At 48.6% G+C, this 24,253-nt stretch carries 18 protein-coding genes; 9 read left to right on the top strand and 9 right to left on the bottom strand.

Annotation, left to right across the window (positions count from 1 at the left end):
• The first annotated feature begins 105 nt into the window (after positions 1-105).
• The gene (locus tag K0T92_RS14260; protein WP_219873146.1) at positions 106-741 is read left to right on the top strand and encodes an FMN-dependent NADH-azoreductase; all 636 of its coding nucleotides are present in this window, start codon (positions 106-108) and stop codon (positions 739-741) included.
• A gap of 535 nt (positions 742-1,276) precedes the next feature.
• On the opposite strand, the gene K0T92_RS25515 is transcribed toward K0T92_RS14260, so the two are convergent.
• A complete protein-coding gene (locus K0T92_RS25515; protein WP_343223708.1) occupies positions 1,277-1,606 on the bottom strand; it encodes a transporter in 330 nt (109 codons plus the stop codon).
• A gap of 225 nt (positions 1,607-1,831) precedes the next feature.
• On the opposite strand from K0T92_RS25515, the gene K0T92_RS14255 reads away from it, so the two are divergent.
• Positions 1,832-2,752: a VOC family protein gene (locus K0T92_RS14255; protein ID WP_219873145.1), complete on the top strand. Its 921-nt coding sequence runs from the start codon at positions 1,832-1,834 to the stop codon at positions 2,750-2,752.
• A 41-nt stretch (positions 2,753-2,793) separates the two neighbouring features.
• Here the strand turns inward: K0T92_RS14255 and K0T92_RS14250 are convergent, their stop codons facing one another.
• Positions 2,794-3,633: a helix-turn-helix transcriptional regulator gene (locus K0T92_RS14250; RefSeq protein WP_219873144.1), complete on the bottom strand. Its 840-nt coding sequence runs from the start codon at positions 3,631-3,633 to the stop codon at positions 2,794-2,796.
• A 130-nt stretch (positions 3,634-3,763) separates the two neighbouring features.
• Here K0T92_RS14250 and fabF point away from each other — a divergent pair, with 130 nt between their 5' ends.
• Entirely contained in the window at positions 3,764-5,002 is a 1,239-nt protein-coding gene (gene fabF, locus K0T92_RS14245) for a beta-ketoacyl-ACP synthase II (RefSeq protein ID WP_219873143.1), read from the top strand.
• A gap of 76 nt (positions 5,003-5,078) precedes the next feature.
• Here the strand turns inward: fabF and K0T92_RS14240 are convergent, their stop codons facing one another.
• Both K0T92_RS14240 and K0T92_RS14235 read right to left on the bottom strand, forming a co-directional pair.
• A complete protein-coding gene (locus K0T92_RS14240; protein WP_219873142.1) occupies positions 5,079-6,509 on the bottom strand; it encodes an MFS transporter in 1,431 nt (476 codons plus the stop codon).
• A gap of 28 nt (positions 6,510-6,537) precedes the next feature.
• The gene (locus K0T92_RS14235; RefSeq protein ID WP_219873141.1) at positions 6,538-6,981 is read right to left on the bottom strand and encodes a carboxymuconolactone decarboxylase family protein; all 444 of its coding nucleotides are present in this window, start codon (positions 6,979-6,981) and stop codon (positions 6,538-6,540) included.
• Positions 6,982-7,270: 289 nt separating this feature from the next.
• On the opposite strand from K0T92_RS14235, the gene sigJ reads away from it, so the two are divergent.
• Positions 7,271-8,173, top strand: a complete 903-nt coding sequence (gene sigJ, locus K0T92_RS14230) for an RNA polymerase sigma factor SigJ (RefSeq protein ID WP_219873140.1) — start codon at positions 7,271-7,273, stop codon at positions 8,171-8,173.
• A gap of 554 nt (positions 8,174-8,727) precedes the next feature.
• Here sigJ and pdxR read toward each other — a convergent pair.
• A complete protein-coding gene (gene pdxR, locus K0T92_RS14225; protein WP_219873139.1) occupies positions 8,728-10,149 on the bottom strand; it encodes a MocR-like pyridoxine biosynthesis transcription factor PdxR in 1,422 nt (473 codons plus the stop codon).
• A 103-nt stretch (positions 10,150-10,252) separates the two neighbouring features.
• On the opposite strand from pdxR, the gene K0T92_RS14220 reads away from it, so the two are divergent.
• From K0T92_RS14220 to K0T92_RS25660, 5 genes are all read left to right on the top strand, one after another.
• Positions 10,253-11,272 carry an ABC transporter ATP-binding protein gene (locus tag K0T92_RS14220; RefSeq protein WP_219873138.1) on the top strand — a complete coding sequence of 340 codons (1,020 nt, stop codon included), beginning with the start codon at positions 10,253-10,255 and terminating at the stop codon, positions 11,270-11,272.
• Between the two features lie 2 nt (positions 11,273-11,274).
• Positions 11,275-12,069 carry an ABC transporter permease gene (locus K0T92_RS14215; RefSeq protein ID WP_219873137.1) on the top strand — a complete coding sequence of 265 codons (795 nt, stop codon included), beginning with the start codon at positions 11,275-11,277 and terminating at the stop codon, positions 12,067-12,069.
• 8 nt (positions 12,070-12,077) lie between these two features.
• Complete coding sequence (locus K0T92_RS14210) at positions 12,078-12,890, top strand: ABC transporter permease (RefSeq protein ID WP_219873136.1); 813 nt, start codon at positions 12,078-12,080, stop codon at positions 12,888-12,890.
• 125 nt (positions 12,891-13,015) lie between these two features.
• Positions 13,016-13,195: a hypothetical protein gene (locus K0T92_RS14205; protein WP_219873135.1), complete on the top strand. Its 180-nt coding sequence runs from the start codon at positions 13,016-13,018 to the stop codon at positions 13,193-13,195.
• Between the two features lie 63 nt (positions 13,196-13,258).
• Positions 13,259-13,594, top strand: coding sequence for a hypothetical protein (locus tag K0T92_RS25660; RefSeq protein WP_425517657.1), 336 nt, complete (start codon positions 13,259-13,261; stop codon positions 13,592-13,594).
• A 61-nt stretch (positions 13,595-13,655) separates the two neighbouring features.
• On the opposite strand, the gene K0T92_RS14195 is transcribed toward K0T92_RS25660, so the two are convergent.
• From K0T92_RS14195 to K0T92_RS14180, 4 genes are all read right to left on the bottom strand, one after another.
• Positions 13,656-14,585, bottom strand: a complete 930-nt coding sequence (locus K0T92_RS14195; protein ID WP_219873134.1) for a hypothetical protein — start codon at positions 14,583-14,585, stop codon at positions 13,656-13,658.
• A 19-nt stretch (positions 14,586-14,604) separates the two neighbouring features.
• On the bottom strand, positions 14,605-20,319 hold the full coding sequence (locus K0T92_RS14190) for a DUF6531 domain-containing protein (RefSeq protein ID WP_219873133.1): 5,715 nt from the start codon (positions 20,317-20,319) through the stop codon (positions 14,605-14,607).
• A gap of 692 nt (positions 20,320-21,011) precedes the next feature.
• Entirely contained in the window at positions 21,012-23,375 is a 2,364-nt protein-coding gene (locus K0T92_RS14185) for an MMPL family transporter (protein WP_219873132.1), read from the bottom strand.
• A gap of 48 nt (positions 23,376-23,423) precedes the next feature.
• Positions 23,424-24,038 carry a TetR/AcrR family transcriptional regulator gene (locus K0T92_RS14180; RefSeq protein ID WP_219873131.1) on the bottom strand — a complete coding sequence of 205 codons (615 nt, stop codon included), beginning with the start codon at positions 24,036-24,038 and terminating at the stop codon, positions 23,424-23,426.
• Positions 24,039-24,253: the final 215 nt, after the last annotated feature.

Raw genomic sequence — 24,253 nt, 5'->3', positions numbered from 1 at the left:
CGTCCATTCGAATGCCAAATATAATTATTAAATTACTATTTGAAATTAACTTAAAAAAAGTTATAATAGTAAAGCAACCATTAAACTTGGAGGGAAGTTATAATAATGTCAACTGTACTGTATATTACTGCACACCCGCATGATCACTCAACATCGTTCAGTCTTGCTGTAGGTGAAGAGTTCATTAACGCGTATAGCGAAGCGAATCCTTCGGATGAAGTCATTCGTCTTGATCTGTTCAATCTGGATATTCCTGCAATTGATGCTGATGTATTCAGTGGCTGGGGTAAACTTCAATCAGGAAGTGCTTTTGACCAACTATCCGATGCTGAACAGGCAAAAGTAGCACGTTTAGGTGAACTCGTGGATCAGTTTGTTGCTGCGGACAAGTATGTTTTTGTTTCTCCGATGTGGAATTTCTCATTCCCGCCCGTTTTGAAAGCGTACATTGATGCTGTTTCCGTTGCGGGCAAAACGTTCAAATATACGCCGGAGGGTCCTGTAGGCCTGCTTACTGACAAAAAAGGACTGCATATCCAAGCTAGCGGCGGAGTGTATTCCGAGGGTCCTGCTGCTGCGATGGAAAGCGGTTTTAGCTACCTGAAGAAAATCTCGCTGTTCTACGGAATTCCTTCCTTTGAACCTATTTTTGTAGAAGGCATGGCTTTATCGCAAGACCAAGGCCAAGCGATCAAAGAAAAAGCGATTGTTAAAGCAAAAGAGGTTGCAGCCAGCTTCTAAGTTCTGTAATGGATGCCATACAAGCGGCTGTCCCGCTTCTGCCGAAGATTGGTTCACACATGGCAAGAACCGGCGGGCTTCCCGTTAACTAGGCTGCAAACGTGTGGCTGTATCTGACTACAACAGATCCGGCTAGTAGAGTGAGGGGAAGCCTGCGAAAGTGCAGGAATTTCAGCTAAAAGAAGCCGTTGAGGGCAGAATGCCTGCGATCATGCAGGAATATACGGCGGATTGGGTCGCTATCGGAAAAATATGGCCAAATGCCTGCGCGTTGGCAGGCATTCGGTATTAAGCAGGCTGGAAAGAGAAAAAGCATGCCGATTCGCAGGAATGTCTGCCGCCGCCGATGGAATGACTTCAGAGTCCCCTCACGCAGTGTGTTGTACGGCTCCTCCGACTTGCTGCATCTTGCGCAGTTCTCGGCGTGCATGAGGCAGAGTATATGTGGCCAACACATGAATCCGGCACACGAAGGCTCCTTTTATGACAAGAAAAGCTCCGTTCCTCGTGGAACGGAGCTTTTTCCCGTGTTCATTTAGAAACATGTAAAGGATTGGATGGATTGCAAGCTCAATCCGGTATACAGCCAAACCCTTCCGTTCCACCGAAACCCCGAAACCGAGGTGCGACCTACGAAAACCGGGTAAAACCAGAATTGATTTCCATTCACGAGCCAAACATACGTATTCCGAAACAAACAACGAGCAATCGCTCCCGGGTCGACAGCAAAGGGCGAAACCGCAGGTTGCTGAGGGATAAAACCCGGGGGAGGCGAACTGGGTGCCATAATTCCCGGTGGTGCCGACGGTCCCGGCTGCCCTGGGAATCCTGGGGGAGTTGGAGGTGGAGGTGGCATAAATGACATGTTCTTCTTGTCACTCCTTACATTGATAGGCTAAACCATCGTATGTGGGAGCGGAGATAAGTGAATGGGCATACCCCGTATTTTCTTAAATGCGTTTTGCGGAGGATGAAATGTTTTCAGGATTATGTATAACGGGTTGAACCGAAATCTGTGTTTGAACAGCTCATTTATGGTATATAACAATATAGGGTTGTCAAAATTCCTCCATAAAGGGGCTGTTGAATCATGTCAATCAGTTTAACAGATCAAACAATCGTTCCGCATTTATGGTACGACAAGGAGGCCAAGGAAGCAGCAGAGTTTTATGTTTCCTTGTTCCCGGACTCTAAAATTACGAATGTAACCACATTACTTGACACACCATCAGGCGATAGCGATCTAGTCTCTTTTGAAATATGGGGTCAGAAGTTCATGGCGATCAGCGCAGGACCCTATTTTAAAATCAATCCGTCTGTGTCTTTCATGGTTAATTTTGACCCGTCCCGTGACAAAGATGCGAGGGAGAGAATTAATGAGGTTTGGAACAAGCTATCTGATGGTGGGACAGCGTTAATGCCGCTCGATAAGTATCCGTTCAGTGAGAGATATGGCTGGATTCAGGATAAGTATGGTTTGACGTGGCAGTTGATTCTTACCAACCCGGAAGGTGAAGTACGTCCTGCAATCATACCGTCGATATTGTTTGTCGGTGATCAATGCGGCAAAACGGAAGAGGCGATTCATTTTTACTTATCCGTATTTAAGAACTCCAAGCAGGGACTTACCGCTCGCTACCCCAAAGGCATGGAACCTGACAAAGAAGGAACGGTCATGTTCGCCGATTTCATGCTGGCAAATCAGTGGTTTGCCGCAATGGACAGCGCGCACGAGCATCAATTTAGTATCAACGAGGCAGTTTCATTCATGGTGTATTGCGACACACAAGATGAAATTGACTACTACTGGGGGAAGCTCTCTGAGGTTCCTGAAGCCGAGCAATGCGGCTGGCTGAAAGATAAGTATGGTGTGTCCTGGCAAATCGTACCGAGAGAGATGGATGAGATGATGAGCAAGGGTACGCCGGAGCAAGTTGCTTCTATAACAAAAGCATTTCTTAAAATGAAGAAATTTGATCTTGCGGAATTGCAGAAAGCATACAAAAGATAATGTGCTCTAAGCCCCCGCATTCAGCGCCTCTGGTTTGCTGATTATTTACGGCCCATTAATTTTTGCAACTTGTTTTCTGTTGTGGAATCAACAGCAGGAGTATAGATGCTGCAGCGCAAATCTGAACTACCTTGAACCAGAAGGGACGTCAAATTAAACAGCATCTTTCCTGCTTTTGCATGACGAAATTCGATCAAAACCTCCGGAGCCGATTTCACCTCGCTTTGCTGCCATAGATGGTCGAAATCGGGGTGAACAAGCTTCATTTCCTCAAGAAACCGATCGTACCAATCATCCTCCATATATTGACCATAGTAAGCACGAAAGATAGCAAGAAATCCCCTGATAAAATGGTCCCAATTAACCGCCAATCTTTGAAGCTCTTTCCTTGTGAACAACAAACGAATCATATTGCGCTGATCGATCGGAATTTGTTCGAAGTCTAAAAAAACGTGCGCTGCCGCCTCATTCCAACCGACAATAAAATAACGTCTATCGGTTATGATGGTAGGGCAAAATTGCAGCTCGTTCATAATCTTTTTTAAAGACGGGCTGATTTCTGTCTGTTCTTCCTTCGACGATGCGGCCCCTAAACCCGACTCCAGTGCTAAAGCAAATACATATTTGCGTTCATCAGCGGTCAATTGCAGCGCATTTGCGATACAATCCAACACCGATGCGGACATTCTTATATCTCGCCCCTGTTCAAGCCACGTATACCAAGTGGTGCTGACCCCTGCCAGTTGGGCGACTTCTTCCCTTCGGAGGCCTGGTGTTCTTCTGCGGCTGCCTGAAGTGAGCCCAATAGATTCGGGGAAAATTTTCGCCCTTTTTGACTTCAAAAAAGCAGATAGTGTTTGGAGTCTTACTGTACGATCCATACTATCAATTCACCTTTTTATTTCGTTTATTATGTTACTCATTATACTATGATAAACCATAACTTGTAATAGGATAATATATAGAACAAAATAATATTAACTTGACTTAGAATAAAGGAGGACAACAGTAATGGAAAGGGTTGTTATTACGGGTATGGGTGTGGTTTCACCGCTTGGGAACACGATAGAAAGTTACTGGAATCGATTAATAAGAGGGAAATCTGGAATTTCATTGATTGATACATTTGACGTTTCTAGATATAAATCCCAAATAGCTGGATTGGTTCGGGATTTTGATGCAGAGGGACGATTCGGGCGAAAAGAAGCACGACGTATGGATCGTTTTTGTCAATTTGCTGTGGCTGCTGCTGAGCAAGCATGGGAGGATTCGGGGCTTTCTCTGGAACAGGTTGATCAGGAACGTATGGGTGTATATGTAGGCTCTGGTACCGGGGGCATTCAGACTTTGTTCGATCAAGCTGCGATTATTCGAGAACGTGGGCCGGAACGGGTAAGCCCGACTTTAGTACCCATGATGATATCGAATATGGCGGCGGCTCACATTAGTATTAAATACGGTGCACTGGGACCAACCTTATCTCCTGTAACGGCGTGTTCAATCGGAAATACGGCGGTTGGAGAGGCATACCGAATCATCCGTTCAGGACTCGCGGATATCATTTTTGCCGGAGGGACTGAAGCCGCTGTCACAGAATTATCTTTAGCGAGTTTTGGCAATGCAACGGCTTTATCTACCAGGAACGCTGAGCCTGCCCGAGCCAGTCGTCCATTCGATGCAGGCCGAGACGGATTCGTTATGGCAGAAGGCGCAGGAATCTTGGTTCTGGAGTCGCTTACACATGCTTTGCGAAGAAATGCTCGAATTTATGCTGAAGTTATCGGCTATGGAGCCAGTTCCGATGCTTACCATGTGGTGGCAACGCATCCCGAGGGGAAAGGCGCTTATATGGCCATGAAACTGGCTATTCAAGAAGCTGGCATCGGCCTCGATGAAGTGGATGTGATCAGTGCACACGCTACTAGCACAGAAATCGGCGATAGGTCGGAAACTTTAGCGATTAAAAAGCTATTCGGGGAAACCGCCCGCCGGATTCCGGTTACAGCAAATAAGTCCATGACTGGCCATCTGTTGGGAGCTTCTAGTGCAGTAGAGGCCATCGCTCTAGTTAAAAGCCTTCAGCAAAACATCATCCCCCCGACAATTAACCAGGAGCAGAAAGATCTTGAGTGTGATCTGGACCATATACCCAATGAAGCTCGTGAAGCCGCATTGAACGTAGGGCTATCTAATTCTTTCGGCTTTGGTGGGCATAATGCTGTGATCGTGCTCAAAGCCTTCAAAGGCTAATTTTCATATGTGATGACAAAAAGCAACTTCACTCCTGAGAAGTGAAGCCACTTTTTGTGTATCTGAACATCCGTGCTTATTGTGCCACATCTTTCTTGATCTGCGCGCGCGTACGATTCCCGAGGAAGACAAAAGCACAAATGCCCGCAATCAAACTTGCAATACCGGCGATATAAAATGAACTTCTAAATCCTTGGATGAATATTTCTGGAGTGATTTCAAGTGCAGATGCATCCATGTGCTGCGATATTAATGCGCCCGACAAGGCGACCCCAAAAACTGCGCTTAGCTGACGAAACGTGTTGGTGACACCATATGCAGCACCAACGCGTTCCGGCGGAACGGCTTCGATGAGCGCGATTGTCGAAGCGGCTCCGATGAAAGAAACGCCGATGCCGACGAGTGCAAGGGCCCAGCCATACGTGAGATAACCGCTCCCCTCCTTTAACACCGTAAGAACGAGGACCCCGACTCCGACCATGAAGGTTCCTCCAATGATGAGCTTCAGATATCCGATACGGGAGGCGATCGTACTGCCTACGAAGGAGGCCACCATTATACTGATCGTCAAAGGCAAGAAGCGGATGCCGGTCTCAAGAGCAGAATAGTGATTAATGTTTTGAAGATACAACGTTAATAGAAAAATGACGACATACATGCCGAAAAAGCCGAAAAAATTAACGGTACACGCCACATTGAAAATTCGGTTCCGGAAGAAATCGAGCGGAATAAGCGGTTCCTCGCATCTCAACTCCCATCGTACAAAAAGAATCAAGCATACGACAACACTCCCGATTGCCAGCAAGATAGGACTTGAAAACCAGCCAAGAGAATTTCCTTCAATGCAGGCGTAGGTGAGAGCAGAAATACCGGCAATAAACAAGATTTGTCCCGGCAGATCCTGCTTCTGGGGTCGTCTCGTCCGTGTTTCCTTTAAGACCCGGCTCAATACGACTGCAGACAACAATCCGAGTGGAATGTTGATCCAAAAGATACTCTGCCAGCCGAAATGCTCGACCAGCAGCCCTCCCGCAACAGGCCCAACCGCTAAGGCGAGTCCGCCTATGCCTGCCCAAATTCCAATCGCCTTCGCCCTGGAGGCGGGCTCTTGATAAATCCCTCTAATGATGGCCAATGAGACGGGAATCATCATGGACCCCATCATGCCTTGCAGGGCTCTCCCGATCAGCAGAATGCCGATCGAGGGAGCGAACGCGCAGAGCAGAGAAGCTACAGTGAACCCGATCAGGCCGGAAACGAATACTTTCTTGTGGCCTATACTATCTCCGAGATTTCCCGCCGTCAGCAGAAGACAGGCAAAAGCAATCGTGTAGGCGTCAATCACCCACTGCAAGCTGGATATGCCGACATGCAGGTCGCTGCGGATCGAGGGAAGGGCGACATTCACGATCATTGAATCCAGATAAACCATAAATATTCCACAACAGATAAAAAGCAAGACGATGCTTCGGTTGTGTAAGGGAGAGGGCGTCTGCGTCGGCTCCATTCCAATCCTCCTTTCCTTTCTACAGCCGTTATCTCTGCTTGGGCAGTAACCGTGTCGAAATTCCGATTCGATTCCAGCTATTAATGGTGTTGATGGCCATGATGAGCACCATGAATTCCCGCTCGTCGAAATGTTTCATCACTTGGTCATACACATCATCTGGTACACCGGCCTCAGATATGAGCGACACGGCTTCGGTTAATGCCAAGACAGCACATTCCTTCTCGGTATAAAATGGGACCTCTCTCCATACTGGCAGCAGATAGAGGCGCTGGTCTGTCTCCCCTATTTTCTTCAGGTCGCTCGTATGGGAGTCAATGCAGTAAGAGCACCCATTGATTTGCGAAGCTCGCAGCTTGATTAACTCGTATAGCGTCGTATCCAATCCACTGCCTTTAATGAATTCCTCCAGCTTTAACATCGTCTCCGTCGCTTCAGGACAGGCTTTGTAATAATCAAATCGTGTGTTCATGTTTAATCTCCCCATTCCATATAAGTTGGTGTAAGCATCATATAGACAAGGGAGGGAATCATTTTGTGACAAAAAGTGCTATTCTAAAAAAAATGTACGGAAGCTGGCCGATTTCCGTGCAGAGCACAATGAGCTAGTACAGATACAATCATGTATCCACTTTCCACATGAATACATGCGAAATGGGGGATGTATGTATAGCTATTTACCGTATACCCATGTACAATTATTAATGAGTAATATAACCATTTATTTCCACATATAAATTTGAAAATGGCGGGATGCTGTGATGGCAGATTTCAATACGGTATATTCTTCCTATTATCCCTATTTGCATTCGGTGGCGTACCATATGCTAGGGTCGGTCTCGGATGCGGAAGATGTTGTTCAGGAGCTGTTCCTGGATGTTCACGAGAATCTGGATACGATTGAGCATGTGAAGACCTATCTCACACGTGCGACGACTAATCGCTGTCTGAATGTGCTTCAATCAGCAAGGAAGAAGAGGGAAGTATACCCCGGAGTCTGGCTGCCTGAGCCGACATCCGATAAGGATTGGCAGCAGCCGCACCAGATGGCGGAGCAGCGTGAATCGTTATCTTATGCCTTTATGATCTTGTTAGAGCAGTTGGAACCGGTGGAAAGGGCGATTATTGTACTGCGGGAGGGTTATGATTATCCCTATTCGGAGATTGCTCAACTGGTGGACAAATCAGAGGCCAACTGCCGTAAAATCTACAGCCGGGCCAAAAAGAAACTGGATCCGAATCGATCAAGATCACTAACGGGCCAAGCGCATATGACATCGCTCGTTGAGCAGTTTGTAAGAGCATTTCAGAGCGGGGATTCGTCTGCATTAATCCGATTATTGACTGACACGTCGATCCTGGTGTCCGATGGAGGCGGGAAGGTCAACACGGCGATCAATCCGCTTTATGGCAGGGATAGAGTGGTAGCTTTCTTGATGGGGGTGTCTGCTAAACGCTATGCGCACCTGGCGTATCAAATGGCCGTCCTGAACGGTCAACCAGGTGTAGTATTTTACGAGAAGGGGACTCCAGCCGCTCTGCTGATGTTGGAGATGGAGCCGCAGAATACTGTGTTCCGAGGATTGTATTTCGTTGTTAATCCCGATAAAGTCAGGAGCTGCACAGCTGAGGGACGCTTCAGAGACGAGTTGTTGCACGAGTAATCGAATGGGAAAATAGCTGGCAAATCATTACGCTGTCCGAAAGGTCCAATATCCAATGAGTCAGTCCCAAATGATGTGCAAAGATGCCCCCAAAACTACTAAAAAATGGGACTGAAAGCATCTTTTTTGTTGTATATGGGGAATAACCCCTTCTCCAAGTGGTTTGAAGGTAGGGTGACCGAGTAAGAAGCCTGCGAATGTGCATGAATTTCGGTTACAAGACGCCATAATGGTAATATTCCTGCGATGAAGCATGAATTTGAGCAAAAATCGGCCGTTAAGGGGAAACAAAGGTGAAATACCTGCCCTCTGGCAGGCATTTCACCTTCGTGGAGTCAGATGCGAGAAAAAAGCTGCAGTTTCGCATGTTTCGTCTAGCTGGCATCTCGTATCTCGTATCTCGTATCTCGTACCTTGTTTGTCTCGGCGTTCGAATGACGGATCGTCCTCTGGACTACGTCAACAGGCTAATGAACGCAGGCATTCCACATCGTACCGCTTCTTAAAGTGGGAGCTGAGATTTCTAAAAGGATTTTCTGGATAGCCCCGTGTCTTTATTCAGAGCCAAACCACATCTCCGCCAGCTGCTGGATACCGTCTTCCAGCTCTTCCGCCGACAATGCCCCGAACCCAAGGATGAACGTATTCGCATACGCATCCTCCGGCCCTGACCAGTGATTGGTAACCGGCTCGATCATGATGCCTGCATCCCGGGCGGCTCTGAATAGATCCGCACCATTGAATGCAGCATTCAGCTTCAATAGAAGATGCAGGCCCGCATTATGTCCAAGTATCGTGACGTTATCGTTCATGAACCGGCCAATCGCGGAGGTTAAGACTTCGTATTTGGACTGGTATATTTTCCTCATCCGGCGGACGTGTCTGGTGAAATGTCCGTCTCTCATGAAGAGATGTACAGCATGCTGCACCAGCAAGGAAACGGATTGATTGTAGAATTGGTTCTTCTGTTGAAAGACTGCGACGAGCGAACGGGGCACGACGATATAGCTGAGCCGTGCAGAAGGAAGAAATATTTTCGACAAGGTCCCCAGGTAAATCACCCGATCATAGCTGTCCATCGCTTTCATGGCAGGAATCGGTTCACCATGATAGCGGAATTCACTGTCATAATCATCCTCGATAATCCAGGCCTTCCTTTCATGTGCCCATTGCAGCAATTGCTGGCGTCTATGAACGGGCATCACCATCCCCATCGGGAACTGGTGGGACGGCGTGACATAGACCATGCCCGCTGAGGAAGCGTATAGCTGGTCGATCCCAATGCCATCGTCATCAAGTGGAATATCGTCCAGTGAGCAGCCCAGATTCTGGAATACAACGCGCGTGCCGCGGAACCCCGGATTCTCCATGGCGATGCTCTGTCCTGATAATTGAAGATATTGGCACAGCAGGCTGAGCGAATGCTGGGTTCCCGAGGACAGGAATATTTGATCCGGGGAACAGGGGATTCCCCGTGACTGAAACAGGTATTCCGCGAGCTCTTCGCGCAGCTCGTAATCACCCTGTGAGGTGCTGTAGCCCAGCGAATTTTTGACAGGGGAATACAAGGCGTCCAGCAAGCACTTCTTCCAGATGTCGACCGGAAATGCTGATGTATCGATCGGGCCCGAGTAGAAATTGCATCGAACGTGCTCGTCCGGATCGGGCCTTCGCCAAATTTTCTCCGGTACAGCGATCATGGCCGCCATCGAATCAGAGAATGAATCCGAATGCATGGTTATGTAAAGCCCGCTGCGATCCTTGCTTGCGGCATAGCCCTCTGCAATTAGCTGTTGGTAGGCTGTGCTGACGGTATTCTTGCTGATGGAAAGAGTATGTGCCAGCTCCCGGATCGGGGGCAGACGGCACCCGGCTTGCAGGCGTCCGGACAGAATTTCCTCTTTGATAAAAGTATAGAGCTGCAGGTAAATCGGCGTACGGCTTTGCTTCATTAAAGGCGGCATCAAGCTTAACATTCGTCACCATCTGTCCCAGTTATTTTCTGCGATTTTGTATCTATCCACATGGAAGGTTTATTTATATATTCATTTTATCATTATTTCGCAGAGGTGAGATAGAATGTCAATCATTCAGGTGGATCAATTAACGAAAACGTTCAGCAGGCCGATCCGCGGGACAGGGGCAATAGGTGCGATTCGCGATCTGATCAATCGCCGCTATGAGGAGAAGACGGCTGTAGACCATATCTCGTTCACTATTGAAAGGGGTGAAATTGTCGGGTATCTGGGCCCTAATGGAGCGGGGAAATCGACCTCTATCAAAATGCTGGTCGGCATCCTCGTGCCAACGAGCGGAGAAGTGCGGGTCGACAGCGAGATTCCGTACAAGAACCGGAGGGAGAATGCGAGAAAGATTGGTGTTGTCTTCGGCCAACGCTCCCAGCTGTGGTGGGATATCCCCGTCTCCGAAACGTTCGAGCTTATGAAGTGCATGTACAATATACCAGCAGTGGACTTCAAGCGGAACATGGAGCTGTTCACTGATGTGCTCGGCATACAGGATTTCATGCATGTCGCCGTGCGTCAGCTGAGCTTAGGCCAGCGGATGCGGGCCGATCTGTGCGCAGCTCTGCTGCATAATCCTTCCATTGTATATTTAGACGAGCCTACTATTGGACTCGATGTTGTTGTAAAGAAGAAAATCCGGGAGTTTTTGCTCGAAGTGAACGCCCAGCGCCAAACAACGATTCTGCTTACTACGCATGATATGTCTGATGTGGAGAAGCTGTGTTCGCGTGTGATTATTATCAATAACGGCAGGAAAATGTTCGACGGCGATCTGGATCGGCTAAAATCCGACTACAGTGCGGGTGAAACAATGATTCTGCATGTTGATCACGAAATCGGGCTTGACCGGGATATCAGCCATCTGGGGGTTACAGATTTTACTTATCATCCAGAGTCAGGCTCGATCCAGCTTCGCTATGACAAGCGCCAGGCTAAACCTGCTTCTATTCTGGCGTGGTTCATGGAACGGACCGCAGTCCACGATTTCGAAATCAAACCGGCTGAGGTGGAAGACGTGATAAGGGATATTTACCAGGATTCCACAAGCTGCGGGCTTGGGGAGGCACAATGAACGTGTATTACAAATTAATGCTGAATGCGGTACAGAGCAGTACGGTTTACCGTTTTCATACGTTCGTGACGACCTTTCAGCGATTGATCGGCATTTTCGTGCAGATTTCCTTATGGACAGCTTTATACAAGGGAGCGCAATCGTTTCAAATGGAGATTACGCAGGCATCGCTGCAGGAGATGTGGATGTATGTCGTTTACAGCAGCTTGATCGGCCTGATGGTTGCCAACGGCAACATTTATTCACTCAGCGATAAAATCCAGACGGGCCATATCGTCACTGCACTTATCCGTCCGATTGGGCTGTTTCGCTCCCTGCTGTTCGAGACGCTTGGCTCCAAGGTGTTCATGATCCTGTTCGAGATCATCCCCGTATTGATTGTGAGCCACTTCGTGCTCGGGCTTCCGCTGCCGAATATAGAGGCGATACCCGTGTTTATGATCATGCTAATCATGGCATTTACGACATTTTTCCTGATGACATTCATCGTCGGCATGAGCAGCTTCTGGTATATTCGCACATTCCATCTGGAATTTATGCTTACCCATGTGATGAATTTCTTCTCAGGCTTAATGATTCCGTTATGGTTTTTTCCTCGCGAGCTGCGTGCCGTTATGGATTGGCTGCCGTTCGACCTCGTTTATTATGCGCCGTTGTCCGTTTTGCTGGGAAAGGCGAAGTATGCAGAGATCGGCGTTATGTTGGCCAAAGGCTGCGTGTGGATCGCGCTGCTTGCAGCAGCTGCAGTCATGATCTGGCATCTGGGCAAACGAAAACTGGTCATTCAAGGAGGCTGAGAAACAAGATGCCACACCCATTCCGATTGTACGGGCGCTTTCTGCGAACGTATATGAAAACACAGCTGGAGTACAGGTTCTCCTTCTTCGGGGATATATTCGTTAATATGATGACCTTCGTTACGCTTTACTTGAGCTTCTGGGTGTTGTTCAACACTTTCCCCACGATGAACGGATGGAATTATTGGGAAGTGGTCTTCCTGTACAATCTGAATTTGCTGACCTATGCAACCAGTTCGTTGTTCTTCTGGGGACCAATGAAACAACTGGAGCATTTGGTTCGTTCCGGGGAGTTCGATCAATTTCTAGTCCGCCCGCTTGATCCGTTGAAGCTGCTCGTGTTCCGGCAGTTTCAGCATACGTTCATTGGACACATCATTGTAGCGGGAACAGTTATGGTTCTATGCACCATTCAGCTTGAGATCCACTGGACGACCGGAAATATCGCGTTCTTGCTTCTCTGCGTCCTGGGCGGAACGCTCATTCAAGCAGGCATTATCATTACTGCGGCTTCCAGTGCCTTCTGGGTCGTACGGTCGGGGACCGTCGTCGATATCTCGATCTATGCGATTCGGAATTTCATTAATTATCCTATCAGCATATATGGGAGATCGATTCAGCTGCTGCTGACATTTGTGATTCCATATGCTTTCGTCAATTACTATCCGGCGGCGGCTTTTTTCGGGAAGGATCATGCCGGAAGCTCCGAGCTATCGCACCTGTACAGCTACAGCTCGCTGGCGGTTGGTGCCGCTCTGTTCGCGGCCGCGGTATGGATTTTTCGCCGGGGAGTAATGCGTTACGATAGTGCGGGTTCTTGAAGGTGTTTTTTTTTTGCGGGATAGGGGGTTGATTCTAGAGCTTGACAAAGAAAAGGGAATTAACGTAATTTTAAAAGATATATTCCAAAAAATAGGCAGCTTGGTCAGGAGAGGATGAGATCATAATGGCGGCTAATTGGTGGTTCGCTCTCATTATTATGGTTGTATTAAACGGAATTGTGGTTTGGACTTTGTTAACAGGGCTAGAGCCAATAAGCCGAAGGGCCAAAAAGTGGTTTTTTATCGTCGCGAATGCCATTGGGCTCGTTCTTGCTGTCTCTCAGTTTTTCTGGATGGATTTTTAATAGAAAAAGCGCCGGAAATATCTGTAACGGTACAGGTATTTACCGGCGCTCTTTGTTATATTAGTGAGTCTTGTGCGCGTTAGCGCCGTCCTTGGCATTAAGCTCGGCGATGAGCTTGTCGCCTTCGACGTCCAGGTTCGGCAGCAGACGATCCATCCATTGCGGCAGCCATCAGGTCTTGTCGCCAAAGATGGCTATGACGGCTGGAACAAGCGCCATACGGACGATGAACGCATCGATCAGCACGCCGATCGCCAGAGCGAAACCGATCTGCTTGATCATGCTGTCGTGCGTGAATATGAATCCGGCGAATACAGCCACCATAATGACAGCGGCGGCAACTACGACACGGCTGGCCTGGTTGTATCCATGAATAACGCTCTGCGACTTTCAGTTTAGATACTGTCTACTTTAACAGGGTGAAGATTACTCATACCGGCGCCGGCTTCCCATTCAAATTTCATAGCCCCATGTTGATTGCCACGCTTGGATTCTGCTCGCGAAGACTGAGAATCTGCTCTTTTTTTAATTTCGATATATGGAGCTTCTCCAATCTCGGCAGAAAGCTTTTGAGGTCGTCAATATTGACGTCGACCTCGCAATTAAGCAAATTAAGGCTTTGAAGCTGTTCATTCACTACGAAATCAGTAAGCGACAGTCGTTGCGAACTTCCATTGAGTGTTAAGGATTCTAAGCGCCGAAATGCAGCTACCGTACGCACGTCTAGCCGCTTGCAATTGTCAACCAGGAGCTTGTTGATTCCGCTATGGTCGCCTACGAATCTTTCGAGGTTGCGACAGCCGATCAGAGTTAACTTTTCCAAACTCTGCACGTGCCCTGTGTCGAGTAGCTCGCTAAACTTACCTTTCGAGAAGAAGAGCGATTCCAGAGGGACGCTGCTCCAATCTTGAAAGTCTGGGCTTGGACTTCCTGAAAGCTGCAGCTTGCGTATCGTCGTGCTGAGACCGATGTCCATGAAATCCTCTACGCGCGCATATTCAAGCGTCAAATTGTTGATTGGCGCCTGTGCGATATTCGCGATTCGACGTTTACGATTCGATCCCGTCACGATGTCAAGGTGCTGACCTGAGCGAAATGATTCCAGACCATCTAAGGTTTGAATCCGGTGTCCGTTGACATGGAGACGCGTTAAGCCTGGCAACCCCCTTATGACTTTTACGTCCAAGAGTTTTGAAGAGAACTTGACAGACAAAGACTGGATACCCTCGATCCCTTCCACATGGGCCAGGTGCTCCGCCAAGGAATCCCCGTCTATGTGTACACCAGAATCGTTATGCAGATTGATGGCGTTTACGCCTTCATCGATGGCGATGAGCTCTCGATAATTCGTTTCTTCTAAGTTGATTTCCTTGCTCTCGAAAATGACCATAGGCCAAACCTCACTTTCTTTAGAACATACAAGCGACTTCCAGTTCGGGACGAAGGAGACCCGGTACGAAATTGCCCCATAAATCAACCGTTCCCCACAGTGATTCCCCTTCCCACCTCCAAAAGTTGAATTCCTCTTTGGTGACTTCTATTTTCTGACCCGCAAGCGCTCCAGTTACATAGACCTTCCAGCGGTAATGATGGGCGAACCAATGTGCTTGTTCCTCCGATAATTTGAACAAACCGCCTTCGTCCTGCAGAATGTAAGGGGCGTACACATACTCGGACATGTTGATTTCTCGATAGATGTTGATGGCATCTAGAAGTGCGAAGCCGCCAATAGCACCAACTTTTATTCCACCCTTAAGCGATATTTTTGGAGAGCCCGTCTCAACAGTATGTGTCTTCGCCCAAGCCTCTGCATTTTCTGGCGTAGCAGCCCGGATCTCATTCAGCAGTTTATCGTTGTCGATCGAATTAAGGATCTTCTGTTCTGCAGCGCGGAGCGCTTCGTTCCGAGCGCTGAACAGTGTTCCTCTTCCGGATGATGCTACATTCATTTCCGCTTTGACTTCGACAGTTCGAACGGTCGTGCTTTCGGCTATCAGGAATTCCTTCCAATGATGTTTGCCGATCCGTTTCTTGAGGTCTTGTGCTGTTGACCCTACGTAAACCCGTGATTCTCCATCAATGGTACCTTCAGCAATATAGATATTTCCGATCGTCACGGGCTCATAGCCATCTTGATCCTTATATGCCATTGGTTGATTATAGGCATAAGCATATCGATTCAGGCTTAGTGGCTCCTGCACGTATCCTTTACGTGTATCCTCTGCGACGAACCTGCCCGTCTCAGGCATATAGTAACGAGCCTGTGCGAAGAAGAGGCCGGTAGCCAAGTCATATTGATAACCCGTGTAGCCGTGGATGTTGCCCTGTAACTTCAATTCGCTGAAGAGCGACGCGAGGAGCGGACGTCCAAAGGCATCATAACCGAACGTAGCCTCGGTTTTTCCTGATTCGTTTACCAGTTTGGCTGGACTTCCCATCTCGTCCAGCAAGAAATAAGTCCGCTTGGATTTGCTGGATAACGCGTCTGCTATATCCGTAGGCCATTGATTCAATGGTTTTTTCCAGTTATCTACGCTGAGCACGTCAAAACCGTAGGTGTAACGCTGAGTTTCATTGTGCTCGCCATATGTCATTAGAACCCGGTTGTACGGTGAAGTCTCATCCGTCACGTAGTTATATTCCTTCTTAAAGTGTACACCATCAAATAGATTGTTGGTAAGCTCTTGCAGCTCATTATCCTTACTGACTAAGTTGCTTACGGTCGGAATCAGGGCTTTGGGAATCTCGACGGACATCTTGATTCGCCGACCTGCGCCGTCGTACTCGTATTTGGACTCAATTCCATACTTGTTGACCGAACTGACCATTCGATTCGTTGTATCGTATTCATACTGGGATAAGATTTTGCCCCCGCTTACTGCCTTCACCAAATTGCCGCGTTCGTCGTAATCCAAGCTAACGGGCTTGTTCACAAGCGCCCCAGTTACGATCTCGTCTTTGCCGTCGATACGTGTCAACCTATTCTGATTATCGTATTTGTAGTTCGTTGCACTTTGGAATAATGCGCCGGTAAGCCAATTTTCCTTGCGGATGCGGTTGCCGAGGGTATCGTAGAAATATTTCTCCACCATTCGGCTCGGTTTTTGTACTTGTATTAATTGATTCAACTTGTCGTATTTGTACTGCGTTATTCCTTCCGTTTCGTCGATTAACTTGCCAATTCGGTCATTGGATCTCTTCCGTTCCATGGTCAGCCTGTTTCCAACAGCGTCATAGACATAACCATAGCTGTTCACGATATTGCCGGTTTTATCGTAATCTTTTAAATAGGTCAACCTGGATAACGCATCGTATTCGTAGACGGTCTTGAATCCGTTCGGTAAAAGCTTGGAAGAGATGTTTCCTGCTGCATCGTACGCGTAGGAGGTCACTTTGTTCTTGGCATCCGTTACGTTTAACAGCCGCCCCATCACATCGTATTCGTATTTTACGCGGCTTCCGTCCGGATAGTCGATGGCTTGTTGTTCCCCCTGTAAGCCCCAAGCGTAGCCGATTGCCCGCCCCTGATAATCCGTAACTTTTTTCACGCGGCCAACAGCATCTAACTCGTAGTTGGTTGTACCGTTCCAATCCGTCATGGAAATGGCTTGCCCTAACGGGTTATATGAGTATTCGACGATTTTCCCGTCCTGATATTGAACTTGGGACAGATGATTCACCGCATCGTACCCGTACTTCGTGACTAGGCCGTCCCGGTCGGTCATGGAGATCCGATTACCGTTGGCATCGTAACGGTATATCGTCATTTTCTGCGCCGGGTTTGTCTCCTCGAGCAATAATCCTCGCTTGTCATATTTATATTTGGTTATGAGTTCCTTCATCTCCGCACGAAAACCGGCTGCTGTTCCATTCTTCATGTCAGCAAGCGTTTTCTGGGTTACGGCGGCATATTGATGGATCTCTATTAAATTCCCGACAGCATCGTAACCGTAGGCCGTCTTACCGCCTTCCGGACTCACTACTTCGGAGAGCCTGTCCAGTCCATCATAGGTGTAGTTTATGCGGTTCCCATTCTCGTCGACAACCACCGTCAGCTTGCCAGTGGGCGAATATTCAAATTTCTTCTGCTTCCCTGCCGCATTAGTAATGGTGGTCAGACGATCCCGCTGATCGTAAGAATAGGTTGTTATATGACCATTAGGACCGGTATATTTCACCAGATTACCATTGGCATCATACGCTATAAGCTCGGAAGTGGCATCTGGTAAAATAACCTTGGTAATTTTACTGTTCCCATTGTACTCATACCGAGTCTTTGCGCCATATGGATTCGTTATGGATTCTACGTTTCCCGTGGCGTCGTACGTATACGAGGTCGTCGCACCTGCCTGATCGGTAACGGCAAGCAACTGACCTGCCGTATCATAACTGTATGAAATGGAATTGTTCAACGCGTCTATCAGCTTCGTCAATTTGCCATCATAACGGTATTCATATTGCGTCTCCGCGCCGTTCGGCAGGTGAATTCCGATCAGCCTGTTCAGCCCGTCATATATATATTCAGTTTGGTTTCCGTTCGGATCGATTTCATTCAAGAGATTCCCGTTGCCGTCGTATTCCGATTGATGAGTGTACCCTTCGCCGTCTGTGACTGAAGCCAACAGGTTCGCCTTATTGTAAGTATAGACGGTCTTACTTCCGTCCGGCAGGATGATTGTTCTCACATTGCCCATCGAATCGTATTCGTAACTCGTAACACCACCAGTTGCGTCGATTTTAGCCGACAGTTGTCCGGCATCGTCATATTTGTACTTATTGATTCGGCCAGACTCATCGGACTCCTCCACTTTCAGACCCCTTGAGTCATACCGGGCGGTTAAAGATGTACCGTCCGGGTGAGTGACCTGCGTCGTCTTGCCGGAAGCAGTGTATTTGTACTCCGTATGGCTTCCGTTAGGCTTGATTACACCGGATAGTCGATTCAGTTCATCGTAGGTGTACCGGGTCATATTGCCGTCGGGGTCGCTAACCGACGTGACATTACCTCTCACATCATAGGAAAGAGATGTGGATTTCCCTGTCGGCAACATCACCTTGCTCGGCAACCCTTGGGTATTATAATTCATGGCGAGCACTCTGCCCAGTGGGTCCTTGGCGGTCAGCATGTTGCCTTTGTCATCATAGGTGTATTCATAGGTTGATCCGTCTGGATTGCGAAGCATGGTTAGCTTACGATTAGCGTTGTAGCCGTACTCCTTCGCAATTCCGAGTGGATTCGTTTCCTTGATCACATTACCGTACTCGTCGTACTCATAGGCGTACGTATGGCCGTTCTTGTCGGTAAAGGCCGTTATCTGGTTCTTATCGTTGAAGACTAGCGTCTCAGTTCCATCCTCGTAGCGTCTTTCGGTAATCCGATTATTCTTGTCCCGAACGTATACCATGATGGCGCCATTGCGCTCGGTATATGTCGTCGTTAGATTGGTGTCATCATACACAAATGAGGCAGTGCTGCCGTCAGCCAGCGTCTGATGCGTCACTCGGTCTTGCTCGTCATATATATTGGCAACTCGGACGATACCTGCGGAGTCGATAATCGTCGTGATTCTGTTCTTGTCGTCGCATGCATAGGTACTTGTCTGACCTTCCACGTCCTTAACCGATGTCAGGCATCCCAACGTATAGCCGTATTCGACGGAACGCCCCGTGGAATCTGTAGCCCGCACGACAAGACCATCTTCGTATTCTAGGCTGATGAAGGCATTCGCGCTTGCCAGCTTGATCAGACGACCGGAATCGTAAGTCAGTTCTACCCGATTTCCCTTGGTATCTTCCAAGAATTGAAGGTGGCCAGACGGATCGAAATTATAAGTAAGCCCGTCTTTGCTTGTAATAACGAAGGTTCCGTCCGCAAGCCTATCGATTTTGGAATACTTTCCTGGCATCGCATACCAGATACCATCGTCGCCGTGGATGAAATCCTCTGTATGACCATCCTCGAAGGTAACCCTTACACGACGGTTGCTAATTTCTTTCAGTTTAACTTCGAAATTATGATGCCACTTGGCCCCTAAACCGCCTTGACCATCATCAATCGTGTTATAAAATCTGATGAACGCCAGCGGGAATGGGCCGTCGATACTTAAGTCTTCCTTCTTCATGAAAAAATTACCATTGGCCACGTTAACGGGGTCTCCAACTGCAAGGGAAGATCCGTTCTCTATATCGTCGATTCCCAGTCCGCTCGTGGTGCCGCTGCTGCCGGAATTGCCGGCGATGCTATAAGCATAGACGATCAGATCGTCGAATGCTTTTTTTCCGAATGTACCATACCCGTCATTACCGGAGCGATAGGCCCAACTAAACTCCCACGTAAGACCGGAAGCAACGACGATACCGTCTCCGATTGGATATTCTACCAATGTGGGCCTATCACTACCGGCATTCAGAATGACACGAGTATCGAAAGGGAGGGAATCCGTCTCAAAGGAACGATGACTGGTGTAATTGTTGTACAAGTCTCCGTTTGTCAGGGCAGTCCCATCTGTAAGGGCGCCTGTTACTATTGGATGCGCAGAATCTTGTATGTAATTGTAGTAGCTATAGTCGACGGGACGGAGGCGAACATCACCTGGAATGAGAAGGTCGCTTGTTCCGTAGCCCCAGCCGGCATCGCTGATGCCGTATAGAAGTGTTCCTCCGTTCATGACATAAAGCTCAAGTTTTGTTCGAATGGAAGAGAGTTTCCGATAGAATTGATCGTCTTGATCATTGGCTACAATGATCAGTTTGTATGGTTCGAAATCAACCGTTATCGCGTCAGAGATACTCACTTTGTGATATGTGAATCCCAATTGGTTCAACACTTCTTCGTTAGAACTCGTATCCCATGGATTCCGGGATTGAATCAATAGAATATCTGCATCCTCCGCACTGATCGTTTGGGGTGCCAAAGCCATGATGCCCGTCGCTGAACCGAGTTCTTTTCCGTACACGCTATCCGCGACACTTGTACTCTCTTTCGGCGGATTCGCCGAATCGAAGGCAGCATGCCCCTGTCCGGGATCGTCGTCGAGAGCCGCGAAGGCACCAGCGGGAAACAACTGCAGCATGAAAACTACGAGAAGCAGTAACACAAACCTCTTTTTCGATAAAATTCTCAATCCAAAACCTCCCTATTAAAAATTTATACAAAATATTACAAGTATTATTGTAGAATTTAATACAAATAATAGCAATGAGATATTTTGTAGAAATATGTAATAGCACTAGTATCAGATGTTACCGCGCCCACAAGCAGATCTCTTTCGTCTATTAACCAGTAGTCAAATGAGGTGCCCAATCGGAATTGGTTAGTTTCTCCGCGCTGTCTTCCAGACAGATAAATTCCAGTGTCGCCTTTCGACTATTTGATCATACGTAGGAAACTTGATAACAAGGCAAGAACCATGTTTGAACAGAAAGGAGGAAACCGTTAAGGGCATACCCGCACTACCTTTCGGCCGATGTTCATAGTTGTTAGAATGGTATCAGAGTGGAAAGGAACTGAGAATACCAATTAATCAATTCGATCCTTCGACGATCAGTTTCGCTTATGGTGACTTGTTCAACAATGCGATCCCAAGACGATATATTTTATAAATATATGATGTTACCCGTCGATTAGGATTTCCACAAGAATGGAATTCGGATGGTAGTTATGGGCCTGAACGATATATTGAAGCACAGATATGGGATGACCGTCCTCTGCGGATATATGAAGAATGAACGTGATGTAATCACTGCTTTATGACAATAGAAAAAGCGCCGGAAATATCTGTAACGGTACAGGTATTTACCGGCGCTCTTTGTTATATTAGTGAGTCTTGTGCGCGTTAGCGCCGTCCTTGGCATTAAGCTCGGCGATGAGCTTGTCGCCTTCGACGTCCAGGTTCGGCAGCAGACGATCCATCCATTGCGGCAGCCACCAGGTCTTGTCGCCAAAGATGGCTATGACGGCTGGAACAAGCGCCATACGGACGATGAACGCGTCGATCAGCACGCCGATCGCCAGAGCGAAACCGATCTGCTTGATCATGATGTCGTGCGTGAATATGAATCCTGCGAATACAGCCACCATAATGACAGCGGCGGCCACTACGACACGGCTGGCCTGGTTGTATCCATGAATAACGCTCTGCTTGCCCTTATACCCATGCACATAAGACTCACGCATGGAGGAGACGAGGAAGACTTGGTAGTCCATCGCCAAGCCGTAGAGAATCCCTGTAACCAGGATAGGGATAAAGCTCATAAGCGGGCCGCCGGTATCAACCCCGAAGATTTGGCTAGCCCATCCCCACTGAAACACGGCTGTAGTGATCCCGAACGTCGCAAGCACGCTAAGCAGGAAGCCGACCGTTGCCTTAATCGGGACGAGTATGGACCGGAAGACCAATAATAGAATGATCAGCGAGAGGATGACGATGATTCCGACATAAAGTGGAAAGACCTCTGCCAGCTTGGCCGACATATCGATGTTGATTGCAGTGAACCCTGTAACTCCAAGGGCAACGTTATGATTGCGGGCAATCGCCGAGTCGGCCGCCCGCAGATCCTGCACCAGATTCTTCGTCTCCGCATCAGTTGGTCCCGTGTTCGGAATCAGGCTCAGGATAGCTATTTTTCCGTCTTCGTTCACACCAAGCGGTGATACGACCGACACGTTGTCAACCTTTTGAATATCCTGCACGATCCCTGCAAGCGCCTGAGGCGTGATCGTTCCTTCCGTATCTTTCGGCTCGGCGACGATGAGAAGAGGACCGTTGAATCCTTCGCCAAAACCACTGGAGATCGCATCGTAGCTCTGCCGTTGCGCGGTATCCAGATTCGCGGTACCGCCGGAAGGCATCCCGAGCTTCATCTCGGCAACCGGAATCGCAGCTAGCCCGAGGATCGCGACAACAGCTATAATTACGGGCCAACGGAGTTTCACGATTCCTTTCACCCAGCCGTCCGCAACGCCATGCTGCGTGTCCGACGACTTTGAACTGCTCTTCTCTCGCGCTCTGCGGGAACAGATGCGCTCGCCGACCAGGCCGAGCATCGCTGGCAGCAGTGTGAGTGCAATGAGTACGCTCAGGAACACGGTGACGGCAGCAACGATCGCCATCATGCTGAGGAAGGTAATCCCGATGACCAGAAGCCCGCACAGGGCGATAATTACCGTCAATCCGGCGAAGAATACCGCGCTTCCCGCTGTACCTACAGCTCTGCTTGCAGCTTCACGCGCCGTCAGCCCCTGGTCGAAAATAAGGCGTCGCTGGCGGTTCACAATAAAGAGCGCATAATCGATACCTACTGCCAGGCCGATCATAAGGGCCAACACCGGCGTGAAGGAGGTCATGGTGACGAAGTTCGAGATGGCGAAGGCACCGCCGACACCAATCCCGACACCAAAGAGCGCAGTTACAATCGGCAGACCGGCTGCTACGACAGAGCCAAGCGTCATGACCAGAACAATCGCAGCGATGATCAATCCGATAACCTCATTGCTCCCGATCGGAATTTCCGGCGACTTCAGAGAGTCGCTCGGCAGAACCGTAATGCCGGTGCCATTCTCCGCTTTGGTGACTGCCTCGACGACCGAATCCGTGACGCCTGCAGGCAGCGAGTTTTGCTGGACCGTGAACTGAAATTGGAACAGGGCCACGCTGCCGTTGGTTGCAATCAGCATGCCCGGTACGGGCATCCCGTCCACGAGAAGCGGGCCGTATGGCGGCATTTCTGCCTTGGCGGCTTCTGCAGCAGCTTGATTCCCGGCCTGACCATTGCCTGCTTGCGCTGTCTGATCGCCTTGTGAAGTCTCTCCGGATGGGGATGCGCCGTTCGCAGCAGCGGCAGCGGCGAGTTCCGCAGGGTTGATTACGTAGTCGAGTTCGTACACGCTGTTAATCGCTTTGGTGATTGCGGCCAATCGTTCGGGGGTATTGAGCTGCTCCCCTTCAGGTGCCGTGAACACCACACTTCCTTGACCGCCGGACGCTTCCGGCAGCTCCTGCTCCAGTTTGTCCAATACCTTCTGCGACTCGGTGCCTTCGATCTTCATCTCAGAGCTTGTGTGAATACCGTTACTGCCAATCATCGCGATGACGATTCCAACGATCACGATCCAACCAGCAATGAAGGCCCATGGCTTGTCAAAGGCAGTTTTTCCTATTCTGTACAATAATTTTGACATCGGGACGGTTCCTCTCCTTTATATCTCTAAACATGTGAATCCGACAACCTAGAATCCATTGCGCAGGTAGCCGAACGTCGTATCCAAATATTGATCAAATGTTGCGGCATTGGGCATTTCGTCTGCCGGCTCACCCGGAAGCTGTACTTCTATGCTGCCGTCGACAATCGGCAGAATAGCTCCATATACGGCTCCTACGAGAATGTGGCTGTATTCTTCTGGATAACGGCCATGGAAGAAACCATTTAGCGCCTCCTGGGCACTCTTTTGCAATTGATGGAATGCGCCGAGAATGTACGGCTCCAGCGTTGGATGGCTTTGGGACAGCGACACGAGAACGCGCATTTTACGGAGCATATCGGTTGTAAGCTGCAGCCTCATCCATTGATGCAGGGCGTCAAGCGGGGTTGTGCCTTCGGGTAAATCCGCTGTGGTGAACTCTGCTTCGTCGATACCCTTGAAAGTTACAGCAGCCATTACGACAGCTTCTTCTTTGCAGGAGAAATGGTTCGCGAACGTTCTTCGGGAATACCCCGCGCGCTGCACTACATCATCGACAACAAAGCCGTCCAATCCTTTCTCAAGCGCAAGCTCGAAAGCCGCGTCCGCCAGCGCATGTACAGTCGCCTCTTTTTTTAATTCACGCAAGCCTGGTTTATTCATATCTTGACACTCACCTCCATTCATCAGGATGGCATTCTGCATGGGTCTACCTTATCATATGATTGCCCAATGTGCAATAATGCACTTAGAGAAACGATGCATATTGTGCAATTATGGCATGAGAGATGCGAGCATGCGAAACGGCATTTATATTTTCGTTTCTGCCCTGATAAAGGTGATATTGCTGCCAGAGTGCAGGCATTTTACCCTCATTT

Origin of the sequence: Paenibacillus oenotherae, from assembly GCF_019443105.1 — a bacterium.
GTDB classification, from domain to species: Bacteria; Bacillota; Bacilli; order Paenibacillales; family Paenibacillaceae; genus Paenibacillus_Z; species Paenibacillus_Z oenotherae.
This window is presented reverse-complemented; position numbering and strand designations above follow the sequence as displayed.